The organism is Microbacterium resistens (assembly GCF_031456305.1).
In the GTDB taxonomy this organism is placed as follows: Bacteria; Actinomycetota; Actinomycetes; order Actinomycetales; family Microbacteriaceae; genus Microbacterium; species Microbacterium resistens_A.
The window spans coordinates 166,004-191,021 of the sequence record NZ_JAVDUM010000006.1 but is presented as its reverse complement, the minus strand read 5'-3'; the positions used below and the strand labels follow the sequence as shown (position 1 = coordinate 191,021).

Here is a 25,018-nt window from a genome sequence, read left to right as displayed (position 1 = left end):
GGCATCGGTGGCTGGGCATCGGGCGCGGTTTGTGCCCCGCCGTGGCACATCTTGTGGGTTGAAGGCGGTGTCAACCCACAGCAACTGCCACGGCGGGGCACAAACGAACGGGGCGGGGCATGGCGGGGCACAAACGAACGGGGCGGGGCAACAGAAGAACACGGCGAGCCCTGGGAATGCACGCCCCGGAAGGAGGGTTGCCATCAAGGATGACTACCGCGCCCCTCGCCTTGTCCGTGCTCGACCTCGTCCCGGTGCGCACCGGCCAGACCAGTGCGCAGGCGGTCGCCGCCTCGCTCACCCTCGCCGCGCACGCGGACCGGCTGGGCTATCGGCGCTACTGGTTCGCCGAGCACCACAACATGCCGGCCGTCGCGTCGACGACCCCGCCCGTGCTCATCGCGGCCGCGGCGGCAAGGACCCAGCGCATCCGGGTGGGATCCGGGGGCGTCATGCTCCCGAACCACGCCCCGCTCATCGTCGCCGAGCAGTTCGCCGCTCTCGAGGCCATCGCGCCGGGACGCATCGACCTCGGCATCGGACGCGCGCCGGGCAGCGACCCGGTGATCACCCAGCTGCTGCGCGCGGCGGGGACCGCGGGCGACGTGGAGCGCTTCCCCGACCATGTGCAGGACATCGCGCTGATGCTGCAGCCCGACGGCGCGACGGTGCAGTTCACGAGCGGCGGCGAGTACGCCGTGCGTGCGACGCCCGCCGCGACCGGCGCTCCGGAGATCTGGCTGCTCGGCTCCAGCGACTACTCCGCGCAGCTCGCGGCGTCCCTCGGCCTGCCCTACGTGTTCGCCAACCACTTCTCCGGGCAGGGCCTCGACCGGGCGCTGTCGCTCTATCGCTCCGGATTCCGCCCGACCGAGGAGCACCCCGAACCGCGCACCTTCCTCACCGCGAACGTCGTGGCGGCGCCGACGGACGAAGAGGCGGAGGCCCGCGCGCTGCCGCAGCTGCGGATGATGGCGCGCCTCCGGCTGAACCGTCCGCTCACCCCGTTGGAGACCGTGGAGGAGGCGCGCGCCGCCCTCGCGGCAGCCCCGGATCCGCAGGAGGAGCAGATCCACGCCGCGGCGAAGGCGAACTGGTTCGTCGGCGATGCGGCGACGGTCCGCGATGGCCTCGCCGCGTTCGCGCAGGAGCACGGCGTGGACGAGATCATGATCTCCCCCGTCGCCGGGTCGTTCGAGGGCGAGACTCCGGACCAGAGCCCCGGCCGCGTCCAGACGTTGGAGCTCCTCACCGCCGGCTGAGGTTATTGGACGGGCCGTTCGGAGCGGGCCATTCAGGGCGGGCCGTTCAAGGTGGGCGGCCCGAGCGATTCTCTCCGAGTGGTCCCCTCCGGGTGAGCCTCCGAAGCGGGACCTTCCGGGCAGCCTCTTCCTGATGCTCCTCCTGGCGGCCGTCCCGCTTTGCTGATCCTTGAAACCGTGTCCCAAAAGGTGTCGCTCAGCGGCGAATCAGGAACCGAAATCGGGACACGGGGGACCAGAACTGGGACACGGAGCCCCAAAACCGGGACACAGGGACCAGAACCGGGACACGGAGGCCCAGAACCGGGACACGGAGCGCCAGAACGGCGGAACCCCGGGGATCAGGCCTCGGGCTCGCCGGCGATCAGGCCGCGCAGCCAGTCCCGCGCCTCGATGAAGACCTCGTCGGCGTAGCGCTCGGGGTACTGCACGATGCGGCGGTCGGCGCGCGGATAGGACCCGAGGTACACCACCCGCGGGCTGAACCGCCGGATGCCGAGCACGGCGTCGGCCATGCGCTCGTCGTGGATGTGACCGTCGGCGTCCAGCACGAAGCGGTACCGGCCGAGCTCGTCGCCGATCGGACGCGACTGCAGCAGCGACAGGTTGATCCCCCGGGTGGAGAACTGCTCCAGCAGCTCCAGCAGCGCACCGGGGTGGTCCTCGGGGAGCTCGACGATCAACGACGTCTTGTCGGCGCCGGTCGGCGACGCGGGAGCCGTGGTCCGGGAGACGAGCACGAAGCGGGTGACCGCGTTCTCGTTGTCGCCGATCCCCTCGGCCAGCACCTCGACGTCATGGTGGCGCACGATGCCCGGCGCGGCGATGGCGGCATCGGCGGGCAGCGATCCGTCCAGCATCCCGATCGCCGACGCCACGTTGCTCGCCGCCGGGACGTGCGCATGAGCGGGGACGTGCTCGCCCAGCCAGCCGTAGCACTGCGCGTACGCGACGGGATGGGCGGCGATGACGGTGACGTCCTCGATTCGAGTCCCGGGAGGTGCGACCAGCACGAAATCCACCTTGACCAGGTACTCCCCGACGATCCGGAGACCGGGCATAGTCGCCAGGGCGTCGAGCGTGGTCGTGACGCCCCCCTCGACGGAGTTCTCGATCGCGATCATCGCGGCGTCGCTGCGCCCCTCGAGGACGTCGGCGAGCGCCTCGCCCACGTTGTGCACGGGTCGCCAGTCGTGGCCACGCGCCTCGGGCACCTGTTCCAGCGCCGCCTCGGTGAAGGTCCCCGCGGGTCCGAGGAAGCTGTACGTACGGCGTTCGGTCACGGCGATCAGCCTATCCCCGCACAGGCCCGGGCCTCCGCGCCCCTGGACGCTCCCGGCGTCGCCTGCGCCGGCCAACGCCGCCCCTGCGCCGCCCGTTCGCCGCCCGTTCGCCGTTCGTTCGCCGCCCGAGGTCTGGCGGCCGGCACATGCGGACGCGCAGGATGACGCCTTGCGCACGCCCGCTGACGCTTCCCGCCCGATCCTGGTCTGCGCGACTCGTGACGGATCGGAAGAGCATCCTTCGGGATGATGCGATCCACCGTTCGGCGGGGCAGACTATCCCCATGACGAGCCGAGCCGGCCTCCCCGCGGAGGAAACTGACCTCATCGACGTCGACGCGCTGATCGCGGCGTACTACGACCGGGTCCCCGATCCCGCGGTCCCATCGGAACGCGTGGCGTTCGGCACGAGCGGTCACCGGGGGTCCTCCCTCTTCGGCAGCTTCAACGAGCGTCACATCCTCGCCACGACGCAGGCGATCGTCGACTACCGGCGTTCGCAGGGCATCGGCGGGCCGCTCTTCCTCGGACGGGACACGCACGCCCTCTCCCGGCCGGCCGAGCGGAGCGCCATCGAGGTGCTCATCGCCAACGGCGTGGACGTGCGCGTGGACTCCCGCGACTCCTGGGTGCCGACGCCGGCGCTGAGCCACGCGATCCTCGCCTACAACCGCGGGGCGGGCGCAGCCCCGGCGACGCAGGCCGACGGCATCGTCGTGACGCCGTCCCACAACCCACCGCGCGACGGCGGCTTCAAGTACAACCCGCCGCACGGCGGCCCGGCCGACACCGACGCCACCGGCTGGATCGCGAACCGCGCGAACGAGCTGATCGCGGCGGATCTGGCCGGCGTGCAGCGCACCCGCTTCGCCGACATCGACGCCTCCGTCATCGGCTCCTACGACTTCCGGGACGCGTACGTGAGCGACCTCCCCTCCATCATCGACGTCGAGGCGATCAAGCGCGCGGGCGTCCGCATCGGCGCGGACCCGCTGGGCGGCGCCTCGGTGGAGTACTGGGCGCTGATCGCCGAGATGCACGGCCTGGACCTGACCGTGGTGAACCCGGAGGTCGACCCCACCTGGCGCTTCATGACGCTGGACTGGGACGAGAAGATCCGCATGGATCCGTCCTCCGCCCACGCGATGGCGTCGCTGGTCGCCAAGCGCGGGGACTTCGACGTCCTCACCGGCAACGACGCGGACGCCGACCGCCACGGCATCGTCACCCCCGACGCCGGGCTCATGAACCCCAACCACTACCTCGCCGTCGCGATCGACTACCTGTTCTCGCACCGCGAGGGCTGGGGCGCGAGCGCGGCAGTGGGGAAGACCCTCGTCTCCTCGATGATCATCGACCGCGTCGCCGCGGCGCTCGGCCGGCCTCTTCTGGAGGTGCCGGTGGGGTTCAAGTGGTTCGTCCCCGGCCTCCTGGACGGCTCGGTGGCGTTCGGCGGCGAGGAGTCGGCGGGGGCCTCGTTCCTGCGGATGGACGGATCGCCGTGGACGACCGACAAGGACGGGATCCTGCTCTGCCTGCTCGCCGCGGAGATCATCGCCGTCACCGGCAAGACGCCGTCGCAGCGCTATGCGGAGCTGGAGCAGCAGTTCGGCGCATCCGCGTATCAGCGGGTGGACGCGCCGGCCTCCCCGGAGCAGAAGGCGGCCCTGGGCCGGCTCTCGCCGGAGGCGGTGACCGCGACGACGCTCGCCGGAGAGCCCATCACGGCCCGCCTCTCGCACGCGCCGGGAAACGGCGCCGCCATCGGCGGGCTCAAGGTGCAGACCGAGCACGCCTGGTTCGCCGCGCGCCCCTCCGGCACCGAGGACGTCTACAAGCTCTACGCCGAGTCCCTGCGCGGACCGGAGCACCTCGCCCAGGTGCAGGAGGAGGCCCGGGCGGTCGTGTCCGCCGCGCTCGGCTCCTGAGCAGCGCACCGGATCCTCGCGTCCTTCGGGCGCTCCCGCCGGGCGCTCCTGTCCGTCATTCCCGTCGGGCGGGCGCTCCCGTCCGTCATGCACTCCCGTCGGATGGACGCGCTTCCGTCGGATAGATGCACTTCCGTCGGATCAGATCGGTGATCCGGTCCGACCGGCGGTCAACGGGCCGACATCCGGACGAGAGTCTCGCCCCGTCCGCCCCGTCCGCCGCGCAGATACTGTCGGCGCGAGCGGCGGTCCGGCAGGATGAGGGAATGACCCGGCGTTTCCGGACCGCCTGCGGGGCGGTCGGCCTGATCCTGCTCGCGCTCCTGTCCTGGTGGACGGTCACGACCGTGAGCCCTCCGGCCGTCGTCCCCGCCTCCGCGCCGGCGGAGGAGTTCAGCGGCGAGCGCGCGCGGGTGCATCAGGAGCAGGTCAGCAGGGAGCAGCACCCCGCGGGGTCGCCCGCCGCGGACAGGGTGCGCGAGTACATCCTCGGTCAGCTCGACGAGATCGGCGTCGATGCGCGCGTCCAGGACTCGGTCGGGGCGACGGGGGCGCTCGGCGGCATGGCGATGGCGCGGGTGCAGAACGTCGTCGCGGAGATCCCCGGCACGGACTCCACCGGCACGCTCTTCCTCCTCGCGCACTACGACTCCGTCCAGGTGTCCTTCGGCGCGGGCGACGACGGCGCCGGGGTCTCGACCCTTCTCGAGACAGCTCGCGCCCTGACGTCGGGGGCGGCCCCGCGCAACGACATCGTGCTCGTCTTCACCGACGCGGAGGAGGCGTGCCTGTGCGGCGCGGAGGCGTTCATGACCTCCGACCCGCTCGCGAAGGACGGCGGCGTCGTCCTCAACTTCGAGGCGCGGGGATCGTCCGGCCCCGCGATCATGTTCGAGACCGGCCGGGGCAACGCCGATCTCGTGGACGTCTACGGCGCCTCGGTGCCGTACCCGGTGGCCACGAGCTTCGCCGTCGAGGTGTACCGCATCCTCCCCAACGACACGGACTTCTCGCCCTTCCGCGACGATGGCCGGTTCACCGGCCTCAACACCGCGTACATCGACGGATCGGCGACCTATCACGCGCCGGAGGACCGGGCCGAGTACCAGTCCGTGGAGTCGCTGCAGCATCACGGCTCCAACGCCCTGGCCCTGGCGAAGTCCCTCGGCGCAGACGATCTGGGCGCGCTTGCCGTCCCGTCCGCCGACGACGCGACCTACTTCCCCGCGTTCGGGCAGCTCATCCGCTACCCGGGCTGGGCGGTGTGGCCGCTGGCGGCGCTCGCGCTGCTGACCGTAGCCGCCGCGGCCGTGATCGTCGTCCGTCGCGGCAAGGCGACGTGGGGGCGCATGGTCGCCGCCCTCGGGCTCGGCGTGCTGCCGATCATCGTCTCCGCGGCGGCGGCCCAGCTGTTCTGGATGCTGCTGACCGCGATCCGCCCCGGCTACGGGCAGCTCAGCGACCCCTGGTCGCCGGGCTGGTACCGGATCGCGGTCGTGGCGCTCGTCTTCACCGTCGTCGTCGCGTGGCTGGCACTGCTGCGCAGGAGGTTCGGGGCGGAGGCCCTCGCGGTCGGCGGGCTCGCCTGGCTCGCCGTCGTGGGCATCACGATGGCCGCGGCCACCCCCGGCGGCTCGTATCTGGCGGCGATCCCCGCGCTCGTGGGCGGGATCGCGATGATCCTCCAGGTGCTGCTGCGCGGCGGCATCGTGGCCCAGCTCGTCTCCGGCGCCGTGGCGGTCGTGATCCTGGCCCCCACCGTGGCGCTGTTCTTCCCGGCCATGGGTCTGGAACGCGGTGCCGCGGCCGCGCTGTTCGCCTCCTTCCTCGGCATCACGCTGGTGCCGGTCCTTGAGCTGCTCTTCCCCGATCCGGACCGCCGGTCGCGACGGATCGCGCGCGCCGTCCCCGGCATCGCCGCCCTCACGGCCGCGGTGCTCGCGACGGGGATGGGCCTGACCGTCGACCGTTTCGACAAGGCCCACCCGGTGCCCGTGGAGATGATGTACGCGATGGACGCCGACACCGGCAAGGCCTACTGGGTGCGCCCCGGCGGGGATCCCACGGGGTGGAGCGATCCGATGGTCGACCGCAGCGAGGACCTCTCGGGCGCGTTCGGAGTGCTCCACGGCGATGCCATGGTGGGCGATGCGAAGCCCGCCGATCTGAAGGCGCCCGAGGTGACGGTCGTGTCCGAGCGCATCGTCGGCGGCGATCGGGAGCTGGACCTCCGGATCGTCCCCCAGCGGACCGGACGGCTGGTCTACCTGGAGGCCGAGGAGGGCACCGTGCTCTCGGCGACCGCGCGGGGCCGGGACGTTCCCCTGAGCGCCGCCGATGGCGGTGACAGCGCCGGTGGTGCTGGTGGTGACAGTGCAGGTGGTCGGTTCACGCTGCTGTTCCATGCGCCGCCCGCGGACGGGCTCGACCTGACCCTGCGGATCAAGGGATCGGGCCCCCTGACGCTGAGGGTGATGGACGGCAGCGACGGCCTGTCCGAGCTCCCCGGGTTCATTCCGCGCCCCGACGGGGTGGGCGTGATGGGCTCCCACACGTCCGAGCTCGCAGTGGTGGCTCGGACGATCACGCTCTGACGCCGATCGTTCTGTCGGCCCGATGCACTCTTGTCGGCCGGATCGCGCTGAATCGGCCGACAGGAGTGCAATCATCCGACCAGATGAGCGGGGGCTGGGGCTGGATCAGGTGCGGATCGGTGGGGATCAGGCCGGATCAGTGCGAATCAGGCCTGGAGGTACTGGCGCAGGGACCGGGCCTCGGCGGCCAGGACGGACGGGTCGTCGCCGGGGACGAACTCCAGCAGGGCGTCCCGCGGCGGGCGGGACGCCGCATTCGCCGCCAGGCCGAATCCGCGCCACAGCGCCTCCCGGTCCCGCAGCGGGAGACGCTCGGTCCGGGGCCACCAGGAGAAGACGTGTACGGCGCTGACCCGGTCCGCCAGCAGGGCGTACTCCGCGAGCGCCGTCTCGTCGGACGCGGCGACCGTGGGCTGCCAGTAGGTCGTGAGCGCGGTGCTCCCGACGGCGCCGAGAAGGCCGAGGACCGCCTCCGGAGTGTCGGCGAGCGTCCCGCCGTGGTACTCCAGGGCGAGGGTCATCCCACGGTCATCCGCCTCCGCGGACGCACGCGCGAGCGCGTCGACGACACCCGCTCGCTCCCGCTCGGACGCCTCGGCCGATCCGGAGACGCCCGCCCAGACGCGCACCCGATCGGCGCCGAGCGCGGAGGCGCTGTCCAGGACCGGTGTGATCGACTCCCTCGGCGTCGCGCGGAAGTACGAGCCGTAGGAGCAGACGACGAGTCCCGCATCCGCCGTGATGCCCGCCACCGCGGCGGCTCCGCGGACATCGCCCGGCGGCACATGGACATCGCCGCCCCACTCGATCACCTGGAGCCCCGCCTCGGCGGCCAGTGCCGCCACGCGCGCCGGCGGCAGCTCCCGGAAGGTCACGGAGCACAGCCCCGGTCGGATGCTCATGCGTCCAGCCTCTCATCGCGACGGCGACGGCTCGTCCCACGCCGACTCTTCACGCGCTGACCCGGACCACCAGCTGCGGGCGGAGGAGCGGCGGATCCGCGGGCACCGTCCCCTCTGCCCGTTCGACGACGAGCCGTACCGCAAGGCCGCCCAGGGCGTCGAAATCCTGCCGGACGGTGGTGAGCGGGGGACGGTAGTCGGCGGCGTCGGCCACGTCGTCGAAGCCGATCACCGCGACGTCCTCGGGGACGCGGCGCCCGGCCTCGGCGAGCGCGCGCAGCGCCCCAAGGGCCATCTGATCGTTGGCCGCGAAGATCGCCGTCACCTCCGGTGCGCCGTCCCGCGCGCCGCGGAGGAGCTCGACCGTCCGGACGAAGCCCGAGCGGGCGCTCCAGTCTCCGCGCACCGGCCGCGGGGTCGGGGCGCCGGAGGCCAGAAGCGCCGCACGCCACCCCTGCTCGCGGGCGTCCGCCGCGACGGAGCCCTGCGGTCCCGCGAGATGATGCACGGTCGCGTGCCCTCGGGCGAGCAGATACGCGGTGGCCGTCCTCGCGCCCTCGGCGTGATCGGTGCCGACTACGCCGAATCCGCCGCCGGACGGGGCGTCGACGACCGCGAGCGCGAGGCCGTCGACGGCGGCTCCCGCCGTGAGCGCGCTCGCCTCATTGAGGACGATCGCCCCGTCCACCCCCTGATCCCGGAGCCGGTCGACGGCGTCATCGATCCACCCGGACTCGCCGAGCGTCACGACCGTGAGGGCGTAGCCGCGGGCCTCCGCGGCCTCGGCGACCGCCTGCAGCATGCGGGAGTTGCCGACGGTGGCGAGGGTCTGCGCGATGACGCCGATCGTGTGCGAGCGGCCGGTCCGCAGCGCGCGGGCCGCACGGTGCGGCCGATAGCCCAGCTCGGCCATCGCCTCCTCGACGCGCGCGCGGGTCTCCGGATCGACGTGCGGACTGTCGTTGACCACCCGCGAGACCGTCTGCCCCGAGACGCCGGCACGGGCCGCGACCGTCGCCATCGAGACTCGGGCGGACGGGGCCGACCGGTCGCCGCGTGCGCCCTTGGAGCCGACCGGTGTCCGACGTCCGTGCGGCGTCTCGTCCTCGCCCATGTCTCTCCTCACCCCGCCACCCGCCCGCGCGCCCACCCGCCCGCGCGCAGGGGTCTCTTGATCCTCCGGCGGCTCTTCCCTCCACGACTCCCGTCGCTGAGATGTTGACGTTAGCACGGCGTGGAGATACCGTGTTGACGTGAACATGGACGATTCCGCCGCGCAGGACCCCCAGGACATCGCGCCCCAGGACGCCGCCCTCTCAACCGTCGCCGGGCCGTCGGAAGCGGTGACTCTCGGCGCCGGGGTGATCCGGCGTTCCTCGCGTCTGGCCGACGGGCGCGAGCTGCTCTACTACGACGATCCCGACACGGCCCTCCCCGCCGCGCGCGCGATCGACGCCCGCGCGCTGGCGCCGCGTCCCGACACGGCGAGCATGCGGCAGGACGTGCTCACCGGCGACTGGATCACCTTCGCATCCGCCCGGCAGAATCGAGTGCTCATGCCGAGCGCCGACGCGGACCCCCTTGCCCCGCAGACGCCGACGAACCCGTCCGAGGTCCCCTCGATGTACGACGTGGCCGTGTTCGAGAACCGCTCCCCCTCGTTCGGCCCCGCCCTCGGAGCCGCTCCCGACCCCAACATCGCCCCCGTCATCGGCGACCTCATCGGCGACGGTGCGGAGGCGTCGGTGCAGCAGGATTCCCTCGCGCTCGGGCGCATCCGCCCCAGCATCGGCCGGTGCGAGGTCGTGTGCTTCAGCCCCGAGGCGACGGGCTCGTTCGGGACGCAGACGGTCACCCGCGCCCGCACGGTGATCGAGGCTTGGGCCGACCGCACCGCCGCGCTCTCCGCGCTCCCCGGCATCGAGCAGGTCTTCCCGTTCGAGAACCGGGGCGAGGCGATCGGGGTCTCCCTGCCCCATCCGCACGGCCAGATCTACGCCTATCCCTACATCACGCCGCGCACGACCCGCCTTCTCGAGAGCATCGACCGCTCGTCCGCCGATCTGCTCGCCCGCGTGCTCGCGTTCGAGCGGTCCTCGTCACGCGTCGTGCTGCAGGGCGAGCACTGGACCGCGTTCGTGCCGTTCGCCGCCCGCTGGCCTCTGGAGGTGCAGCTGATGCCCCATCGCCACGCGCCCGACTTCGCCGCACTCACCGGGGCGGAGCGGGACGAGCTCGCCCCCCTCTATCTGCGCCTCCTCCGCGGAGTGGACGCGATGTACGACTCCCCCACCCCGTACATCGCCGCCTGGCACCAGGCGCCGGTGAACCGCGGACGCGACACCGTCCGGATGCGCCTCGAGCTCACGTCCCCGCGCCGCGCCGCCGACAAGCTGAAGTTCCTCGCGGGGTCCGAATCGGCGATGTCCGCCTGGACCGCCGAGATCCTCCCCGAGGCGGCGGCCGAGCGCCTCCGAGAGGCGATCGCCTCCCTCCCGTCCTGAGCCCTGCCCGGATTCCCCGGGGCCGGTGTCCCGTGTCCCGTGTCCCACAATCGGTTGCTCACCGCCTCCTAAGGAACCGAAAGCGGGACACACTCCGCAGAAATCGGGACATGGATGGCCAGAATCGGGACACGGGCGGGGCGGACGGACCCCAACCCGCGCCTCCACGCCCCGCGCCCCAACCCAACCCGCACCCGCACCCGCACCCGCACCCGCACCCATCACACCCGCCTGCACCTGCACCTGCACCACCCACCCCCGCACCATCTCGAACCACCTCGAACACCTCGAACCACCGAAGGATCCGCCCATGAACCACGGACGCTCCACCGCACCAGTCCTCGACCGCGCGGTCTCCCTCTTCACGTCGGTGACCGGAGCGTCGCCGGAGGGGGTCTGGTCCGCGCCAGGACGGGTCAACCTCATCGGCGAGCACACCGACTACAACGAGGGCTTCGTCCTTCCGTTCGCCATCCAGCACCGCACGGCCGCGGCCGCACGCATCCGACGGGACGGACGGATCCGCGTGGCATCGTCCTTCGCGGACGGGCCGGTCGAGGTGGCCGTCGAAGATCTGGACCGGCTGTTCCCGAGCTCCGGCGCCCCGGCGGTGCCGGAGTGGTCGGCCTACGTCCTCGGCGTCGCCTGGGCGCTGCGGAGCGCGAGCACGGAGCACGCGCGCGACCTCGAACACCTCGGCGCGGACATCGCGATCGCCTCCGACGTGCCGGTGGGTGCCGGGCTCTCCTCCTCCGCCGCGATCGAGGGAGCCGTGGGATCCGCGCTGAACGACCTGTGGGAGACCGGCCTCGACGCCGTCTCCCTCGCCCGGATCGGCCGCAGGGCCGAGAACGAGGCCGTCGGGGCGCCGACCGGGATCATGGATCAGATGTCGTCGATGCTGGGCCGCCCGGATGCCGCGACCTTCCTCGACTGCCGGACGCTGGAGACGCGATCGGTGCCCCTCGGCTTCGCGGACGCCGGGCTCGAGCTGCTGGTGATCGACACCCGCGTGAAGCACGCCCACTCGACCGGCGGCTACCGGGATCGCCGCGAGGCGTGCGAGCGCGGCGCGGCGGCCCTCGGCATCCCGGCCCTCCGCGACGCGACGTCCGCGGACCTGCCCCGCGCCGCCGAGCTCCTCGACGAGGCCACCTTCCGGCGAGTGCGGCACGTGATCACCGAGGACGAGCGCGTGCTCGAAGCCGTCTCCGCCCTCACGGATCGCGGCCCGCGGACGCTGGGCCCCCTGCTCGCCGCCTCGCACCGCTCGATGCGCGACGACTTCGAGATCTCGGTCGCCGAGCTCGACGCCGCCGTGGAGGCCGCGGTCTCCGCCGGCGCCGTCGGCGCGCGGATGACCGGCGGAGGGTTCGGCGGCGCCGCGATCGCGCTGGTCGACCGCGATCGCACGGGCGACGTCGCGAACGCCGTCCGCGACGCCTTCCGCGCCTCCGGATTCGGGGAACCGGACATCTTTCCCGTAACACCGTCCGCCGGCCCGTCCCGCGACGTCTGAGAGTCCCGCCTCGGGACGCCTGAGAGAATGGGCGCGCGCGATCGCGCTCTGGAAGGAGACCCATGTCCTGGCTTGTCACCGGCGGCGCCGGCTATATCGGAGCGCACGTGGTGCGCGCACTCGCGGCGGCGGGGATCGCGCCGGTCGTGCTCGACGACCTCTCCAGCGGCCAGGCGTCGTTCGTGCCGGAGGACGTCGCGTTCGTCGAGGGCACGATCCTCGATCGCGCGCTGATCGAGGACACCCTGCGCGAGCACGACGTCCAGGGCGTCATCCACGTGGCCGGCTACAAGTACGCCGGCGTCTCGGTCCAGCGCCCGCTGCACACCTACGAGCAGAACGTCGAGGGCACGCGCGTCGTGCTCCAGGCGATGGAGGCGGCCGGCGTCGCGAACATCGTCTTCTCCTCGAGCGCGGCCGTGTTCGGCACGCCCGACGTGCCGCTCGTGGTCGAGGGCACCGAGAAGCGCCCGGCGAGCCCGTACGGCGAGTCCAAGCTCATCGGGGAGTGGCTGCTGCGCGACCAGGCGACGGCCACCGCCTCCGGCGACCGCCCGCTCCGCCACACGTCGCTCCGGTACTTCAACGTGGTCGGCTCCGCCGATCCGAGCGTCTCCGACCGTAGCCCGCACAACCTCTTCCCGCTCGTCTTCGAGGCGCTGCTGGAGGGCCGCACGCCGAAGATCTTCGGCGACGACTACAACACCCCCGACGGCACCAACGTGCGCGACTACGTGCACGTTGGCGACATCGCGCTCGCGCACGTCGCCGCGGCGCAGCGCATGGTGGCCGGGGAGCCCGTCGAGCCCGCGTACAACCTCGGCTCCGGCGACGGCCTCTCCGTCCGTCAGATCATGGACGCGATGGCGCGGGTCACCGGCATCGCTTTCGTGCCCGAGATCGGTCCGCGCCGCGCGGGGGACCCGGATCGGATCGTCGCGACCGGCGAGCTGGCCGCCCGCGACCTGGACTGGAGGATGCGGCACGACGTGGACGAGATGGTCCGCTCCGGCTGGGAGGCCCGCCGCAACGCCGGCTGACCCGTCCGCCCGGCGCCCGGCGCGGTCTGCCCTCGACCCGTCCGTTCGGCGCAGGCCCGGCCCGATCCGGTCCGGACTCGGCCCGTCCGGGCCCGTTCGTTCCGATCCCGGCCCGTCTCGTCCCTGGTCCGGTCCCGTCCGTCGTTCTACTCGCTCCCGTCGCGATTTGTGCCGCTTCTGAGGCGTGAAAGCGGCATAATTCGCGACGGGAACGATGGGTTCGACGCGCGGTTCGCGACCGGAGCGTCCCGGCGACACAGCGAGGACACCCCGGGGACACCTCGGGGACGTTCGGGATGCCTCGGGATGTTCGGGATGCCTCGTACCATGGTCGGATGCTGGTCCGACCCGCCGACCCCGCCGATGCGCATGGGATCGCGGTCGTGCATGTCCGCGCCTGGCAGGCGGCGTACCGCGGTCTGATGCCGCAGGAGGTGCTCGACCGTCTCTCGATCCCGCAGCGCGAGGCGGGCTGGGAACGAATCCTCTCCGGAACCGGAACCGGAACCGGGGCCGGAACCCGGGCCGGACGGGCGGGCGCCCGCGGACCCGCATCGCGCACGATCGTGGCCGAGGCCGACGGTGAGGTCGTCGGCTGGGCGTCCTTCGGCGAACCCCGCGACGACGGATCGGACGGCGGCGAGCTATGGGGGCTCTACGCCCATCCCGCCGTCTGGTCGCGCGGAGTGGGACACGCGCTGATCACCGCAGTCGAGCAGGAGCTGCGCGAGGACGGACATCGCTCGGCGTACCTCTGGGTCCTCGACGGCAACGTGCGTGCGGCCGCCTTCTACGAGAGCCACGGCTGGATCGAGGACGGCGCGACGAAGGTCGAGGAGCGGCCCGGCCTCACCTTGCTCGAACGTCGCCGGGTCACGCAGTTCGCCTGACCCGCCGGCCGGCTCCAGCCCGCGCCACGCATCCGCCCGACCCGCCGTCGCCCGACCCGCCTACACCGCGTCCGCCACCTCGCTCCCGTCGCGATTTGTGCCGCTTCCACGGCTCCGAGGCGGCATAAATCGCGACGGGAGCGGAACAGGAACGGCAGAGATCGCGACGGGAACGTCCCGCCGACGGGCTACGCGACGGGAAGGTCCGGCAGGCCGACGACGCCGGCAAGCTCGGCTACGCCGAGGGACCGATGAGGCCGACAGGCCCGGCAACGCCGAGAAGCCCGGCTATGCCGAGAGGCCCGGCTATGCCGGCAAGGCCGAGAGGCCCGGCTATGCCGGCAAGCCCCGGCTATGCCGAGGGGGCGTCGCCGTTGGCGACCGCGATGAGCTGCGCGAGCTGCTCCCCGTCCACCCCCATGCCGGGGAACCCCGCCAGGCGCCCGATCGGGAAGGACGCCATCATCTTCGCGATGGCCTCGTCCCCCATGATCCCGGCATCCATCGCGCCATCGGCGCTCTCGCGCATCGCCGTGAACTGCTCCTGCATGATGGGCCCCGCGACCGGGTGGGCCAGCATGTCGGCGATCGACGACTCCGCGGTGAGCGGGAGCCGCACCTCGTCGCCGACGATCTCGACCGTGGCCGCCGCCCGGATGTCCCGACTCGACGCCCCCACCTCGATGCGGTAGTCGCCGCCCTCGACGACGAAGCGGTCGACGCGCACGTCCCAGTAGGCGAGGTCCTCGCGCCGGATCACGAGCGAGACCTCCCTGGTCTCCCCCGCCGGGATCTCGACCGAGGCGAACGCCTTCAGCTCCCGCGGCGCGCGCTCGACGATCGACGAGACCGGAGCGGCATAGGCCTGCACGACCTCGCGGCCGCCGCGGTCCCCGGAGTTCGTCACCGCGACCGTCACCTGCAGATCCCCGGAAGCCTGCACCGAGACCGCGGCGTCCCCGTAGGCGAACGAGGTGTAGGACAGACCGTGGCCGAACGGGTAGGCCACCGCCATCCGTCGCGCGTCGTACCAGCGGTAGCCCACGAGGATCCCCTCGCCGTAGCGGACGTGCCCGAAGGAGCCGGGGAAGTTCCCGTAGGCCGGGGTGTCCTCGATGCGCAGCGGGATCGTCTCGGCGAGGCGGGCGGAGGGGTTGACGATGCCGCGGAGCACATCGGCGGTCGCGGACCCGCCGGCCTGGCCCAGCAGCCACGCCTCGACGACCGCGGGGACCCGGTCGACGAAGGGCAGGGCGACGACGGCGCCGTTGGAGAGGACGACCACCACGCGGGGGTTCACGGCGATCACCGCGTCGAGCAGTGCGAGCTGCGCCGCGGGGAGGTCGATGTGCTCGCGGTCGAAGCCCTCCGACTCCTCGGCCTCGGTGAGGCCGAGGAAGACGACGGCGACGTCGCGGGACGCCGCGAGCGCCACGGCCTCGTCGCGGAGCGCGTCGAGCTGGTCGGCGGGGGTCTGCGGATCGAAGGCGAAGCCCGGCGCGAACGCGACACGGTCCCCCGCGCCCTCGGAGAGCGCGTCGAGGGCGGTGTCGACCCTGGTCGGGTTGATGTGCGAGGAGCCGCCGCCCTGGTAGCGCGGCGTGCGGGCGAACTCGCCGATGACCGCCAGCGACGCCGACAGCGAGAGCGGCAGGAGCGGAGCGCCGTCGGCGTCGTCGTTCTTCAGCAGCACGATGGACCGCCCTGCGACCTCACGGGCGAGGGCGTGGTGGGCCTCGACGTCGAGCGGCCCGTCCACCGCGGGGCGGCGTCCTGCCTTGGCCACGAGGTCGAGCATCCGTCCCGCGGCGAGGTCGAGCGCGGCGGCGACCGGCGCATCGGACGCGGCAGCCGCCGCGACCTGCGCATCGGTCCGCCCGCCGCTGGACGGCATCTCCAGGTCCAGGCCCGCGACGAGGGCCGCGACCCGGTCGTTCACCGCTCCCCAGTCCGAGACGACGAGCCCCTCGAAGCCCCACTCGTCACGGAGCACCTCGGTGAGCAGCCACGGATCCTCCGAGGCGTAGACGCCGTTGATGCGGTTGTAGGAGCACATCACGGTCCAGGGCTGCGCGTCCTTCACCACGCGCTCGAACCCGCGCAGGTAGATCTCCCGGAGCGGACGCGGATCGATGTCGCTCGACGCGCGCATCCGATCGCTCTCCTGGTTGTTGGCCGCGAAGTGCTTGAGCGAGGAGCCGACGCCCTGCGACTGGATGCCCGTGACGAGCCCGGCGCCGATCGCCCCGGACAGGATCGGGTCCTCGGAGACGTACTCGAAGTTGCGCCCGCACAGCGGCGAGCGCTTGATGTTGATGCCGGGGCCGAGGATGACCGCGACGTCCTCGATCGCGGACTCGACGCCGAGGGCGACGCCGACGCGTGCGGCGAGCTCCGGGTCGAAGGTGGACCCGAGCGCCGTGGCCGGCGGGAAGCAGGTGGCGGGGACGCTCGCGCCGAGGCCCAGGTGATCGCTCTCGGCCTCCTGCTTACGAAGCCCGTGCGGGCCGTCGGTGAGCATGATCGACGGGATGCCCGCGCTCTCGACCCCCTTCGTCGTCCAGAAGTCGGCGCCGCTGGTGAGCGAGGCCTTCTCCTCGATGCTGAGCGACGAGAGGACGTCCTGGGGGCGGTCGGTCATGGCGGGCTCCTTCTGCGATGAGACGCCGGACGACGGCGTCTGGAATCAGGGAATCAGGTCGGATCCCAAAAAGCAAGTGTTACTCGGTTTTACTCGGCGGAGCCACAAGAGACGTCTATCCTCAAGGGATGACACGACGTGGCTCCTATGCGAAAGGCATCGCCAAACGCGAGGAGATCCTGCGCTCGGCACTGTCGGTCGTCGCCCGCGAGGGCTACCACGGCGCCTCCGTGAGGGAGCTCGCCGAGGAGGTCGGACTGAGCCAGGCGGGCCTCCTGCACTACTTCGAGGGCAAGGACGAGCTGTTCGTCGAGATCCTCCGCACGCGCGACGAGCTGGACATGACCGAGCGCGGCGAAGCGATCGGCGACGCGCTCGGTCAGGAGATCGACGAGGTCCGCGAGGCCTACCTCGACCTCATCCGGCACAACGCCGAGGTCCCGGGGCTCGTCGAGCTGTTCACCCGCCTCTCGGCGGATGCCGCGAATCCACAGCACCCCTCCCGCGCGTTCTTCCGCGAGCGCGGCGACGCCATGCGCGACGCCTGGGCGACGACGATCGCCGCCGCCCAGGAGTCGGGACGGGTGACCGATCGGGTCGACCCCGCCCTCCTGGCACGACTCCTCCAGGCCGTCACCGACGGCGCGCAGATGCAGTGGCTCGTGGAGCCGGAGCTGGACATGGCCGTCGTCGTCGACGCTCTCTTCGCACTCCTCCTCCCCGATCGGGGGTTGGCGGACGAGCGGGCCACGGACGACCAGCCCGTGAGCGACCAGCCGACGGACGACCGGGCTTCAGGCCGTCAGCCCAGCAGCGGGCGCACCGAGGCGTAGGCGTCCCTCTCGTCGCGGGACAGGACGTCGAACACGCGCGTCGCCCGGGCGGCATCGTCGTAGCGCGGCCACCCCGGATCCCCGCCCTCGATGAACGCGACGGCCGCGCCGTGCACCTCGTCGGCGAGCCCCTGCGGCGGGTTCGGGCCGGCGAGCGGCTCGATGGCCGGGCCGTCCAGGCAGTCGAAGAAGAACGGCACGTCGAGACAGTGCTCCGCGAACCCGAAGTGCCCCGACGGCCAGGAGAAGCGGTAGACCCAGGTGGGGGCCGCGCCCCGATCGCCCGCGATCCGCAGCACGGCCGTGCGGAACATCCGGTCCGTGAGGAGCCGTCCGGCCAGGCGCGCCTTGCCCTTGGCGACAACGTCGGCGTTGGCGGCGAGATACGCGCGCCGGGCGGATCCGGAGAGCCCCAGCTTCCGCAGCAGGATCGAGCGAGGCACCCAGCGCAGGGCCGGCCCCGCATCGGCGAAGGCCATGGTGAACTCGTCATCGGTCGCGCCGAGGACGAGCGGCTTGTCGGCGCCAACGCCGGCCCGCAGCGCCTCACGGGTCGGCCGGGGCAGCAGGTCGCCGTCGACGGTCGGCCCGAGCGGCAGCCCCTCCTCGACCATCGTGCCGAGGGAATCGGCGCCGAGCTCGGTCGCCTTCTTCTGCAGCGCGAGGATCCGCTCCTCGGTGAGCGAGGAGAAACCCGCCACCGTCGGCTCCACGCCCGCCTCCGCCGCAAGGGCGCGCCCGAACGCCTCGGCGCGCGCGGACGACACGTCGGCGAGGGCTCCGGAGAGGGAGATGGTGTGGTGGAAGAGGTGTTGGGCGGTGGGGATGGCGAGGAGGGTGAGGACGGCTCCGCCTCCGGCGGACTGCCCGGCGATGGTGACCCTTCCCGGGTCTCCGCCGAACGCGGCGATGTTCTCCTGCACCCATTCCAGTGCGGCGATCCAGTCCCGCACGCCCCGGTTCGAGGGGGCGCCATCGATCCATCCGAACCCGTCGAACCCCAACCGGTACGACACCGACACCGTCACCACACCATCACGATTGAACGCCCGACCGTCATACCACTCACTCGCCGGCGAACCCGCGAAGTACCCCCCTCCATGGATCCAGACGAGGACGGGGAGCCCGGAGCCCGCGGCGGGCCACTCCGGACTCGGCGTGAACACGTTCACGTTCAGGGTGCTCTCGCCCTCGATGCTCGGCTCGGGGATCAGCGTCACTCCGGGGTCCCCGCGCTGCGCCGTCGCGCCGTACGCGGCGGCGTCGAGCACGCCCTCCCACGGAGCCGCGGGAACGGGTGCGGCGAAGCGGAGGGGACCTACCGGCGGCTGCGCGAACGGAATGCCGAGGAACGCGGCGGACCGGACGGCACGACGCCCCTCCGCCCCACCGGACCCGCTCGTGCGCCAGCGACCACGCACCCGGCCCGCCGCGGTCTGCACCTCCGGATGCCCGACGTCGGCCGGGCGCTCGGGCAGCGGCTCCTCGGATGCGCTGATGGGGGATGTCATCTCTCTCCTCGTTCCGGCGGGATCGCGAACGTTAAACCCAAACCATGTTTGGTATTCACACTGGGGAAACGGTCTCAGAAATCCCCGAGCACCGCAAGGGGCAGGGGCAGGAAGCGAACATCGTTGGGGTTTCGCCTCGATGCGATCGATACGCTGGACGGCATGGCTGCACGGGGGGCGTATGCGAAGGGGATCGCCAAAAGAGAGGAGATCCTCGATGCCGCGCTGGCCGTGATCGCCGGCAGCGGCTACCGCGCGGCGTCCGTCCGCGAGATCGCCGACGCCGTGGGCCTCAGCCCCGCGGGGCTCCTGCACTACTTCGGGAGCAAGGATGAGCTCTTCCTCGCGATCCTGCGCGCGCGGGACGAGAAGGACACCGTCGCCTACGAGCGCGAGGACGCGATGGCGGCGTTCCTGGACGTGGTCGCGCACAACGCCACGGTGCCGGGGCTCGTCCGTCTGTACGCCCAGCTGGCCGCCGAGGCGGGGGACGAGGAGCACCCCGCCCGTCGCTTCTTCCAGGAGCGGACGGAACGGCTGGAGGGGCCCTTCCAGGCCGTCGTCGCCGCGGCGCAGGCCGCCGGCCGGATCCGCGCCGACCTGGACCCGGCATGGGTGGTCCGCTCCCTGCACGCCCTCGCCGACGGCCTGCAGGCCGCATGGCTGCTGGATGACACCGTGGACATGCCGGGCGACATCGAGCGCTTCCTCGACCTCCTCCGCTCCTGAGCCCTCCTCGGGATCTGCGCGGATACGCTGGCAGGCATGGACTCCGCGGCCTCCCCGATCGTCACGACCGCGAAGGGCCCCGTCCGCGGGTTCTGGCGCGGACGCCCTGGCGGCGACGGCTCATCGGCCGCGTTCCTCGGCATTCCGTTCGCGCAGCCGCCGGTAGGTCCCCTCCGCTTCGCCGCGCCCGTGCCGCCGGAGCCGTGGACCGAGGTGCGCGACGCCACCGCATACGGGCCGACCGCGCAGCGCGGCGACAAGGGCGAGACCCTGATCCCCGAGCCGAGCATCCCCGGCGCCTCGATCCTGAACGTGAACGTGTTCACCCCGGATCCCTCCGCCGGCCCCGCCCTGCCGGTGATGGTGTGGATCCACGGCGGCGGCTACGTCGACGGTTCGCCGGCGAGTGAGTGGTATGACGGTCGGGCGTTCAATCGTGATGGTGTGGTGACGGTGTCGGTGTCGTACCGGTTGGGGTTCGACGGGTTCGGATGGATCGATGGCGCCCCCTCGAACCGGGGCGTGCGGGACTGGATCGCCGCACTGGAATGGGTGCAGGAGAACATCGCCGCGTTCGGCGGAGACCCGGGAAGGGTCACCATCGCCGGGCAGTCCGCCGGAGGCGGAGCCGTCCTCACCCTCCTCGCCATCCCCACCGCCCAACACCTCTTCCACCACACCATCTCCCTCTCCGGAGCCCTCGGGGATATCCCCCGCGAGCGGGTGGAGGCACGGTCGCGACTGCTGGCGGAGCTCGCCGGATGCACGCCCGACCTCGACGGGTTCCGGAGCGTCCCGGAGAAGCGCATCCTGCAGCTTCAGCCGAAGGCCGCGCTCCTGGGCGCCACGGGGGTCGCCGCCGCGACCGACGTGCTCCGCCACGGACTCCCCTGGGGGCCCGTGGTCGACGGCGACCTCATCGAGCGGCCGACCGTCGACGCACTGCGCGGCGGGGCGGGTGCGGGGAAGCCGCTCCTGCTGGGCGCCGCCGATGACGAGTTCACCATGGTCCTCGATGATCTGCGGGGTCGGCTGCGCCTCATCCCGGGAAGTTGGCTCCTCGCCCGGGTCCTGCGCGACCGCGCCACCCGTCGCGCCTATCTCGCGGCGAACCGTCCGCAGCGACGCAAGGGAACCGCCGCGCTCCTCGGCCGCTATGTGACGGATGTCGTCTTCCGGTCGCTCGTCGTGCGCGTGGCCGAGGCCCGCGCGTCCGCGCCGACCTGGGCCTACCGCTTCGCCTGGGTCTCCCCGGCACGGGGCTGGGCGCTGCACTGCCTCGACGTGCCGTTCTGGTTCGACTGCCTCGACGAGCCGCACGTCGCGCGCATCGCCGGCGACGCGCCGCCCCAGTCCCTCGCGACCGCGATGCACGCCGCCGCGGTGTCGTTCATCCGCGACGGGGATCCCGGCTGGCCGCTCTGGAGCTTGGAGCCCGGGACCGCCCGCGTCTTCGGCGCCGCCCCGGCCGATCCCCCGATCTCCCCGACCGCCTACGACAACGCCCTCCCCCTGGCCTGACCTTCAGTTCTGGGGCTCGGCTTGCGCTGCCGTTCCCGCCGTTCCTGCCGTTCCCGCCGGGGCTTCGTGCTGCCTTTTCCTGCCTTCTGGCTTCGCGCTGCTCTTTCCTACCCGTCGGGGCTTCGGGCTGCTGTTTCCCGCCCGCCGACGCTCGCGCTGCTTTTTCCTGCTCACGCTGCACCTATTTCCGCAGCGCGAGCAGGAAACAGCAGCGCGAAGGAAGAAACTCACAGCGCGAGCAGGGAAGAACAGCGCACAGGAAAGAGCAGCGAGCAGGGAAAGAGCACCGCGAGCGAGGAATCACAGCGCATGAAGAAGCCCTGCCCCCTCCCGAGGCGGGAGGGGGCAGGGCGGACGGGGCCCAGCAGCGGATCAGTCGCGGACCGGGTCCAGCAGCGGGATCTCGTAGCGGTGCGGGGTGCCGAAGCGGTGCGCGGTGACGGAGACGGCCTGCTCGCGCAGGAACGTCAGCATCTCCACCCGGCCGGCGGAGACCACCGGGTTCGCGTAGATCGCGAGGCTCGGCGACCCGTTCACGGCGGCAGCGGTCTCCGCGGCCGTGGCACCGATCAGCCGCACCCGGCCGTCGCGGGCGGCGAGACGTGCGGCGTGCGTCGCCCAGGCGGCGGCGTCCTCCGTCACGACGGTCACGTCGTGCGCGCCGAGCCAGGTCAGCACGGCTGCGGGCAGCGGCGATGCGGCGCTCACCGTCACCCGGGCCTGTGCCCTGCGCCCGGCGGCCACGACACGGAGGAGCTCAGCCGTCCGCTCGCCCTCGAAGCGCACGGTCACCGGCAGCGCCTGGTAGCGCAGCGCGTTCTGCTCGGTCTCGAGGCCCGTCGCATCGCGCACGATCCCGAACTCCGACTCCCAGGCGTCGATGTCCGTGGCGAGCGCCGCCCGAAGCCAGTCGGCGTCCGCAGCATCGCCGTCCGCAGCCGCCACCGCTGCCACGGCCGAGGAGGCGAGGGCGTCGAGCGTCCGCGAGGTGCGGACCGGTGCGTCGGCCCAGTCGGCGAGACCGACGAGGTAGTTCGGGCCGCCGGCCTTGGAGCCGGCGCCCACCGCGGCCTTCTTCCAGCCGCCGAAGGGCTGACGCTGCACGATCGCGCCGGTGGTGCCGCGGTTGACATACACGTTGCCCGCCTCGATCCGTGCGAGCCAGCGCTGGACCTCGTCCTCGTCGAGCGAGTGCAGGCCCGAGGTGAGGCCGTAGTCGATGTCGTTGACGATGTCGATCGCCTCATCGAGCGTGGACGCGGTCATGATGCCGAGGACAGGACCGAAGTACTCGACCCGATGGAACTCGGAGCCGCGCACGACGCCCTCGCGGATGCCGGGACGCCAGAGCTGCCCCGCGGCGTCGAGCCTCTCCGGCTGGAGCAGCCAGCGCTCCCCGCCCTTGAGCTCGGTGAGCGCACCCAGGAGCTTGCCCTCGGCCGGGCCGATCAGCGGTCCGATGCGGCTGGAGCCGTCGCTGGGGGCACCGACGTCGTAGGAGCGCACCGCGTCGACGAGCTGGCGGCGGAAGCGCTCGGACTGTGCGGCCGATCCGACGAGCACCACGAGCGAGGCCGCCGAGCACTTCTGTCCGGCGTGGCCGAACGCCGAGTAGGCGACGTCCTTCGCGGCGAGGTCGAGGTCGGCGCTCGGGGTGACGATGATCGCGTTCTTGCCGCTGGTCTCGGCGAGGAGCGGCAGGTCGGGGCGGAAGCCGCGGAACAGCTCGGCGGTCTCGTACCCGCCCGTGAGGATCACGCGCCCCACGGCGGGGTCGCTCACCAGCGCCGTGCCGAGGTCGCGTCCGTCGAGCTGCACGTACTGCAGCACCTCGCGGGGAACGCCCGCCTCCCACAGCGCCTCGACCATCACCGCGCCGGAGCGCCGGGCCTGGCGGGCGGGCTTGATGATCACGGGCGAGCCGGTCGCGAGGGCGGAGAGCACGGATCCCGCGGGGATCGCCACCGGGAAGTTCCACGGCGGGGTGACCACTGTGAGCCCCACCGGCCGGGACTCCGCGCCGTCGACGTCGACGAGGCGGCGAGCGCTCTCGGCGTAGTAGTGCGCGAAGTCGATCGCCTCGGAGACCTCGGGGTCGCCCTGCTCCAGGACCTTGCCGGCCTCGGAGCCCATGACCTCCAGGAGGTCGCCGCGGCGCGCTTCGAGCACGTCCCCCGCGCGGTGCAGGATCTCGGCACGCCCCTCGGCGCCCAGCGCGCGCCAGGACTCGCCGGCGGCGACGGCGGTCGCGATCGCCGACTCGACCTGCGCGACGGTGGACAGCGTGTGCGCCCGGACCGTCTCGTCGCCGAGCGTCGAGCCCTCCATCCGGGAGCGGATCGCATCTCCCCACGCGCGGTTCGGCGCGAGGCTGGGATCGGTGTCGGCCGCGTTCAGGAAGCCGCCGCGCAGACCGGGCTCGGCCGCCGCCGTGCGGTCCTGCACGCGGTTCGAGGCCGGGATGCCCACGGGGACGGTCCGCACGGAGGCGAGGAAGCGCTCCTTCTCGCGGTCGAACAGCGCAGGGTCGGCGTCGAGGTCGAACACCGCGGACATGAAGTTCTCCGACGACGCCCCCTCTTCGAGGCGACGGATCAGGTAGGCGATCGCGACGTCGAACTCGTCGGGGTGGACGACGGGCGTGTAGAGCAGCAGCGAGCCGACCGTGCGCTTGACGACGGTCGCCTGCGCGGATGCCATGCCCAGCAGCATCTCGAACTCGATGCCCTTCGTGACGCCGCGCTTCTCCGCGAGGAGCCATGCCAGAGCGATGTCGAACAGGTTGTGACCGGCCACGCCGATCCGCACGTTGCCGATGTGCTCGGGGCGCAGGGCGTACTCCAGCACCGCCTTGTAGGAGGAGTCGGACTCCTGCTTGGAGGACCAGGTGGCGAGCGGCCAGCCGTGGGTCTCGGCGTCCACGGTCTCCATCGGGAGGTTCGCGCCCTTGACGACCCGCACCTTGATCGGCGCCCCGCCCGAGGCGACGCGGGCGGCCGCCCACTCCTGCAGGCGCGCCATGGCGCCCAGGGCGTCCGGCAGGTAGGCCTGCAGGACGATGCCCGCTTCGAGGTCGCGGAACTCCGGCCGGTCCAGGATCGAGGTGAAGACCGCGATCGTGAGATCGAGGTCCTTGTACTCCTCCATGTCGAGGTTGATGAACTTCCGGCCCGACCGCGCGGTCGCCGCGATCCGGTAGAGCGGGAGGAGCGCCTCGGCGGCGTGGTCGACGGCCTCGTCGAACGCCCAGGGGCTGTGCGGGGCGACGGTCGAGGAGACCTTGATCGACACGTAGTCGACGTCGTCGCGGAGGAGCAGGCGGCGGGTGCCCTCCAGCCGACGGGCGGCCTCGTCGCGCCCGAGGATCGCCTCTCCGAGGAGGTTCACGTTCAGGCGCACGTCCTGCGCCTCGCGGATCCGGCGGATCGCGGCGCCGAGCTTGTCGTCGCGGGCGTCCACGATGAGGTGGCGGACCATGCCGCGCAGCACCCGGCGGCTGATCGGCACGACGATGCCGGGGAAGGCCGGGGCGAAGGCCCCGCCGAGGGCGATCGCCCCGCGGAGCGGCGCCGGCAGGAACTTCGGCGTGAGCGGCACGAGCTCGCGGAGCTTCCGGGCGGCGACCTTCGTGTCCTCGGGGCGGACGACGCCGTCGACGAATCCGACCGTGAAGTCCAGGCCGTTCTCGTCGCGGAGGACGCCGGCGAGGCGCTGCGCCGCGGCGTCGACGGGGACCTCGCGGCTCTCGACGAGCCAGCGGCGGACCAGCGCGACGGCATCGTCGGCGAGGGCGGCGAGATCTGCGGAGTCGGCGCCCGGCGCGGCGCTGACGGAGGGATCGATGACGGTCATGGTTCCTCG

16 protein-coding genes are annotated in these 25,018 nt (G+C 72.4%); 10 read left to right on the top strand and 6 right to left on the bottom strand.

The genetic code is table 11. From position 1 onward, the window contains the following. Window positions 1-209: 209 nt before the first annotated feature. Window positions 210-1,262 carry an LLM class flavin-dependent oxidoreductase gene (locus J2Y69_RS08745; RefSeq protein ID WP_310019671.1) on the top strand — a complete coding sequence of 351 codons (1,053 nt, stop codon included), beginning with the start codon at window positions 210-212 and terminating at the stop codon, window positions 1,260-1,262. A 341-nt stretch (window positions 1,263-1,603) separates the two neighbouring features. On the opposite strand, the gene pheA is transcribed toward J2Y69_RS08745, so the two are convergent. After that, window positions 1,604-2,554, bottom strand: coding sequence for a prephenate dehydratase (gene pheA, locus J2Y69_RS08740; protein WP_310019734.1), 951 nt, complete (start codon window positions 2,552-2,554; stop codon window positions 1,604-1,606). A gap of 275 nt (window positions 2,555-2,829) precedes the next feature. On the opposite strand from pheA, the gene pgm reads away from it, so the two are divergent. Both pgm and J2Y69_RS08730 read left to right on the top strand, forming a co-directional pair. Continuing rightward, a complete protein-coding gene (pgm, locus tag J2Y69_RS08735; protein ID WP_310019669.1) occupies window positions 2,830-4,473 on the top strand; it encodes a phosphoglucomutase (alpha-D-glucose-1,6-bisphosphate-dependent) in 1,644 nt (547 codons plus the stop codon). A gap of 266 nt (window positions 4,474-4,739) precedes the next feature. Continuing rightward, on the top strand, window positions 4,740-7,067 hold the full coding sequence (locus tag J2Y69_RS08730; protein WP_310019667.1) for a M28 family peptidase: 2,328 nt from the start codon (window positions 4,740-4,742) through the stop codon (window positions 7,065-7,067). A gap of 146 nt (window positions 7,068-7,213) precedes the next feature. Here the strand turns inward: J2Y69_RS08730 and J2Y69_RS08725 are convergent, their stop codons facing one another. Together J2Y69_RS08725 and J2Y69_RS08720 are read right to left on the bottom strand one after the other, a co-directional pair. Continuing rightward, entirely contained in the window at window positions 7,214-7,969 is a 756-nt protein-coding gene (locus tag J2Y69_RS08725; protein ID WP_310019665.1) for a sugar phosphate isomerase/epimerase family protein, read from the bottom strand. Window positions 7,970-8,018: 49 nt separating this feature from the next. Further along, the gene (locus J2Y69_RS08720) at window positions 8,019-8,990 is read right to left on the bottom strand and encodes a LacI family DNA-binding transcriptional regulator (RefSeq protein WP_310019732.1); all 972 of its coding nucleotides are present in this window, start codon (window positions 8,988-8,990) and stop codon (window positions 8,019-8,021) included. 232 nt (window positions 8,991-9,222) lie between these two features. Between J2Y69_RS08720 and galT the strand changes: the two genes are divergently transcribed. The 4 genes from galT (at window position 9,223) to J2Y69_RS08700 (ending at window position 13,922) form a co-directional block, all read left to right on the top strand. Further along, window positions 9,223-10,473: a galactose-1-phosphate uridylyltransferase gene (galT, locus tag J2Y69_RS08715; RefSeq protein ID WP_310019663.1), complete on the top strand. Its 1,251-nt coding sequence runs from the start codon at window positions 9,223-9,225 to the stop codon at window positions 10,471-10,473. A gap of 310 nt (window positions 10,474-10,783) precedes the next feature. Further along, window positions 10,784-11,992: a galactokinase gene (galK, locus tag J2Y69_RS08710; RefSeq protein ID WP_310019661.1), complete on the top strand. Its 1,209-nt coding sequence runs from the start codon at window positions 10,784-10,786 to the stop codon at window positions 11,990-11,992. 62 nt (window positions 11,993-12,054) lie between these two features. Beyond that, a complete protein-coding gene (gene galE, locus J2Y69_RS08705; protein ID WP_310019658.1) occupies window positions 12,055-13,032 on the top strand; it encodes a UDP-glucose 4-epimerase GalE in 978 nt (325 codons plus the stop codon). Window positions 13,033-13,367: 335 nt separating this feature from the next. Next, window positions 13,368-13,922, top strand: coding sequence for a GNAT family N-acetyltransferase (locus J2Y69_RS08700; RefSeq protein ID WP_310019656.1), 555 nt, complete (start codon window positions 13,368-13,370; stop codon window positions 13,920-13,922). 352 nt (window positions 13,923-14,274) lie between these two features. On the opposite strand, the gene J2Y69_RS08695 is transcribed toward J2Y69_RS08700, so the two are convergent. Then, a complete protein-coding gene (locus tag J2Y69_RS08695) occupies window positions 14,275-16,563 on the bottom strand; it encodes a glycoside hydrolase family 3 C-terminal domain-containing protein (RefSeq protein WP_310019654.1) in 2,289 nt (762 codons plus the stop codon). A gap of 128 nt (window positions 16,564-16,691) precedes the next feature. Here J2Y69_RS08695 and J2Y69_RS08690 point away from each other — a divergent pair, with 128 nt between their 5' ends. Beyond that, a complete protein-coding gene (locus J2Y69_RS08690; protein WP_310019653.1) occupies window positions 16,692-17,396 on the top strand; it encodes a TetR/AcrR family transcriptional regulator in 705 nt (234 codons plus the stop codon). On the opposite strand, the gene J2Y69_RS08685 is transcribed toward J2Y69_RS08690, so the two are convergent. Next, complete coding sequence (locus tag J2Y69_RS08685; protein WP_310019651.1) at window positions 17,366-18,907, bottom strand: carboxylesterase/lipase family protein; 1,542 nt, start codon at window positions 18,905-18,907, stop codon at window positions 17,366-17,368. The two genes, J2Y69_RS08690 and J2Y69_RS08685, sit on opposite strands and share 31 nt — an antisense overlap. 162 nt (window positions 18,908-19,069) lie before the next feature. Between J2Y69_RS08685 and J2Y69_RS08680 the strand changes: the two genes are divergently transcribed. Together J2Y69_RS08680 and J2Y69_RS08675 are read left to right on the top strand one after the other, a co-directional pair. Next, window positions 19,070-19,636: a TetR/AcrR family transcriptional regulator gene (locus tag J2Y69_RS08680; protein ID WP_310019649.1), complete on the top strand. Its 567-nt coding sequence runs from the start codon at window positions 19,070-19,072 to the stop codon at window positions 19,634-19,636. Window positions 19,637-19,672: 36 nt separating this feature from the next. Beyond that, window positions 19,673-21,157 (top strand): carboxylesterase/lipase family protein, encoded by a 1,485-nt coding sequence (locus tag J2Y69_RS08675; protein ID WP_310019647.1) that lies wholly within the window; start codon window positions 19,673-19,675, stop codon window positions 21,155-21,157. Window positions 21,158-21,529: 372 nt separating this feature from the next. On the opposite strand, the gene J2Y69_RS08670 is transcribed toward J2Y69_RS08675, so the two are convergent. Continuing rightward, complete coding sequence (locus J2Y69_RS08670; RefSeq protein ID WP_310019645.1) at window positions 21,530-25,009, bottom strand: bifunctional proline dehydrogenase/L-glutamate gamma-semialdehyde dehydrogenase; 3,480 nt, start codon at window positions 25,007-25,009, stop codon at window positions 21,530-21,532. Between the last annotated feature and the right edge of the window lie 9 nt (window positions 25,010-25,018).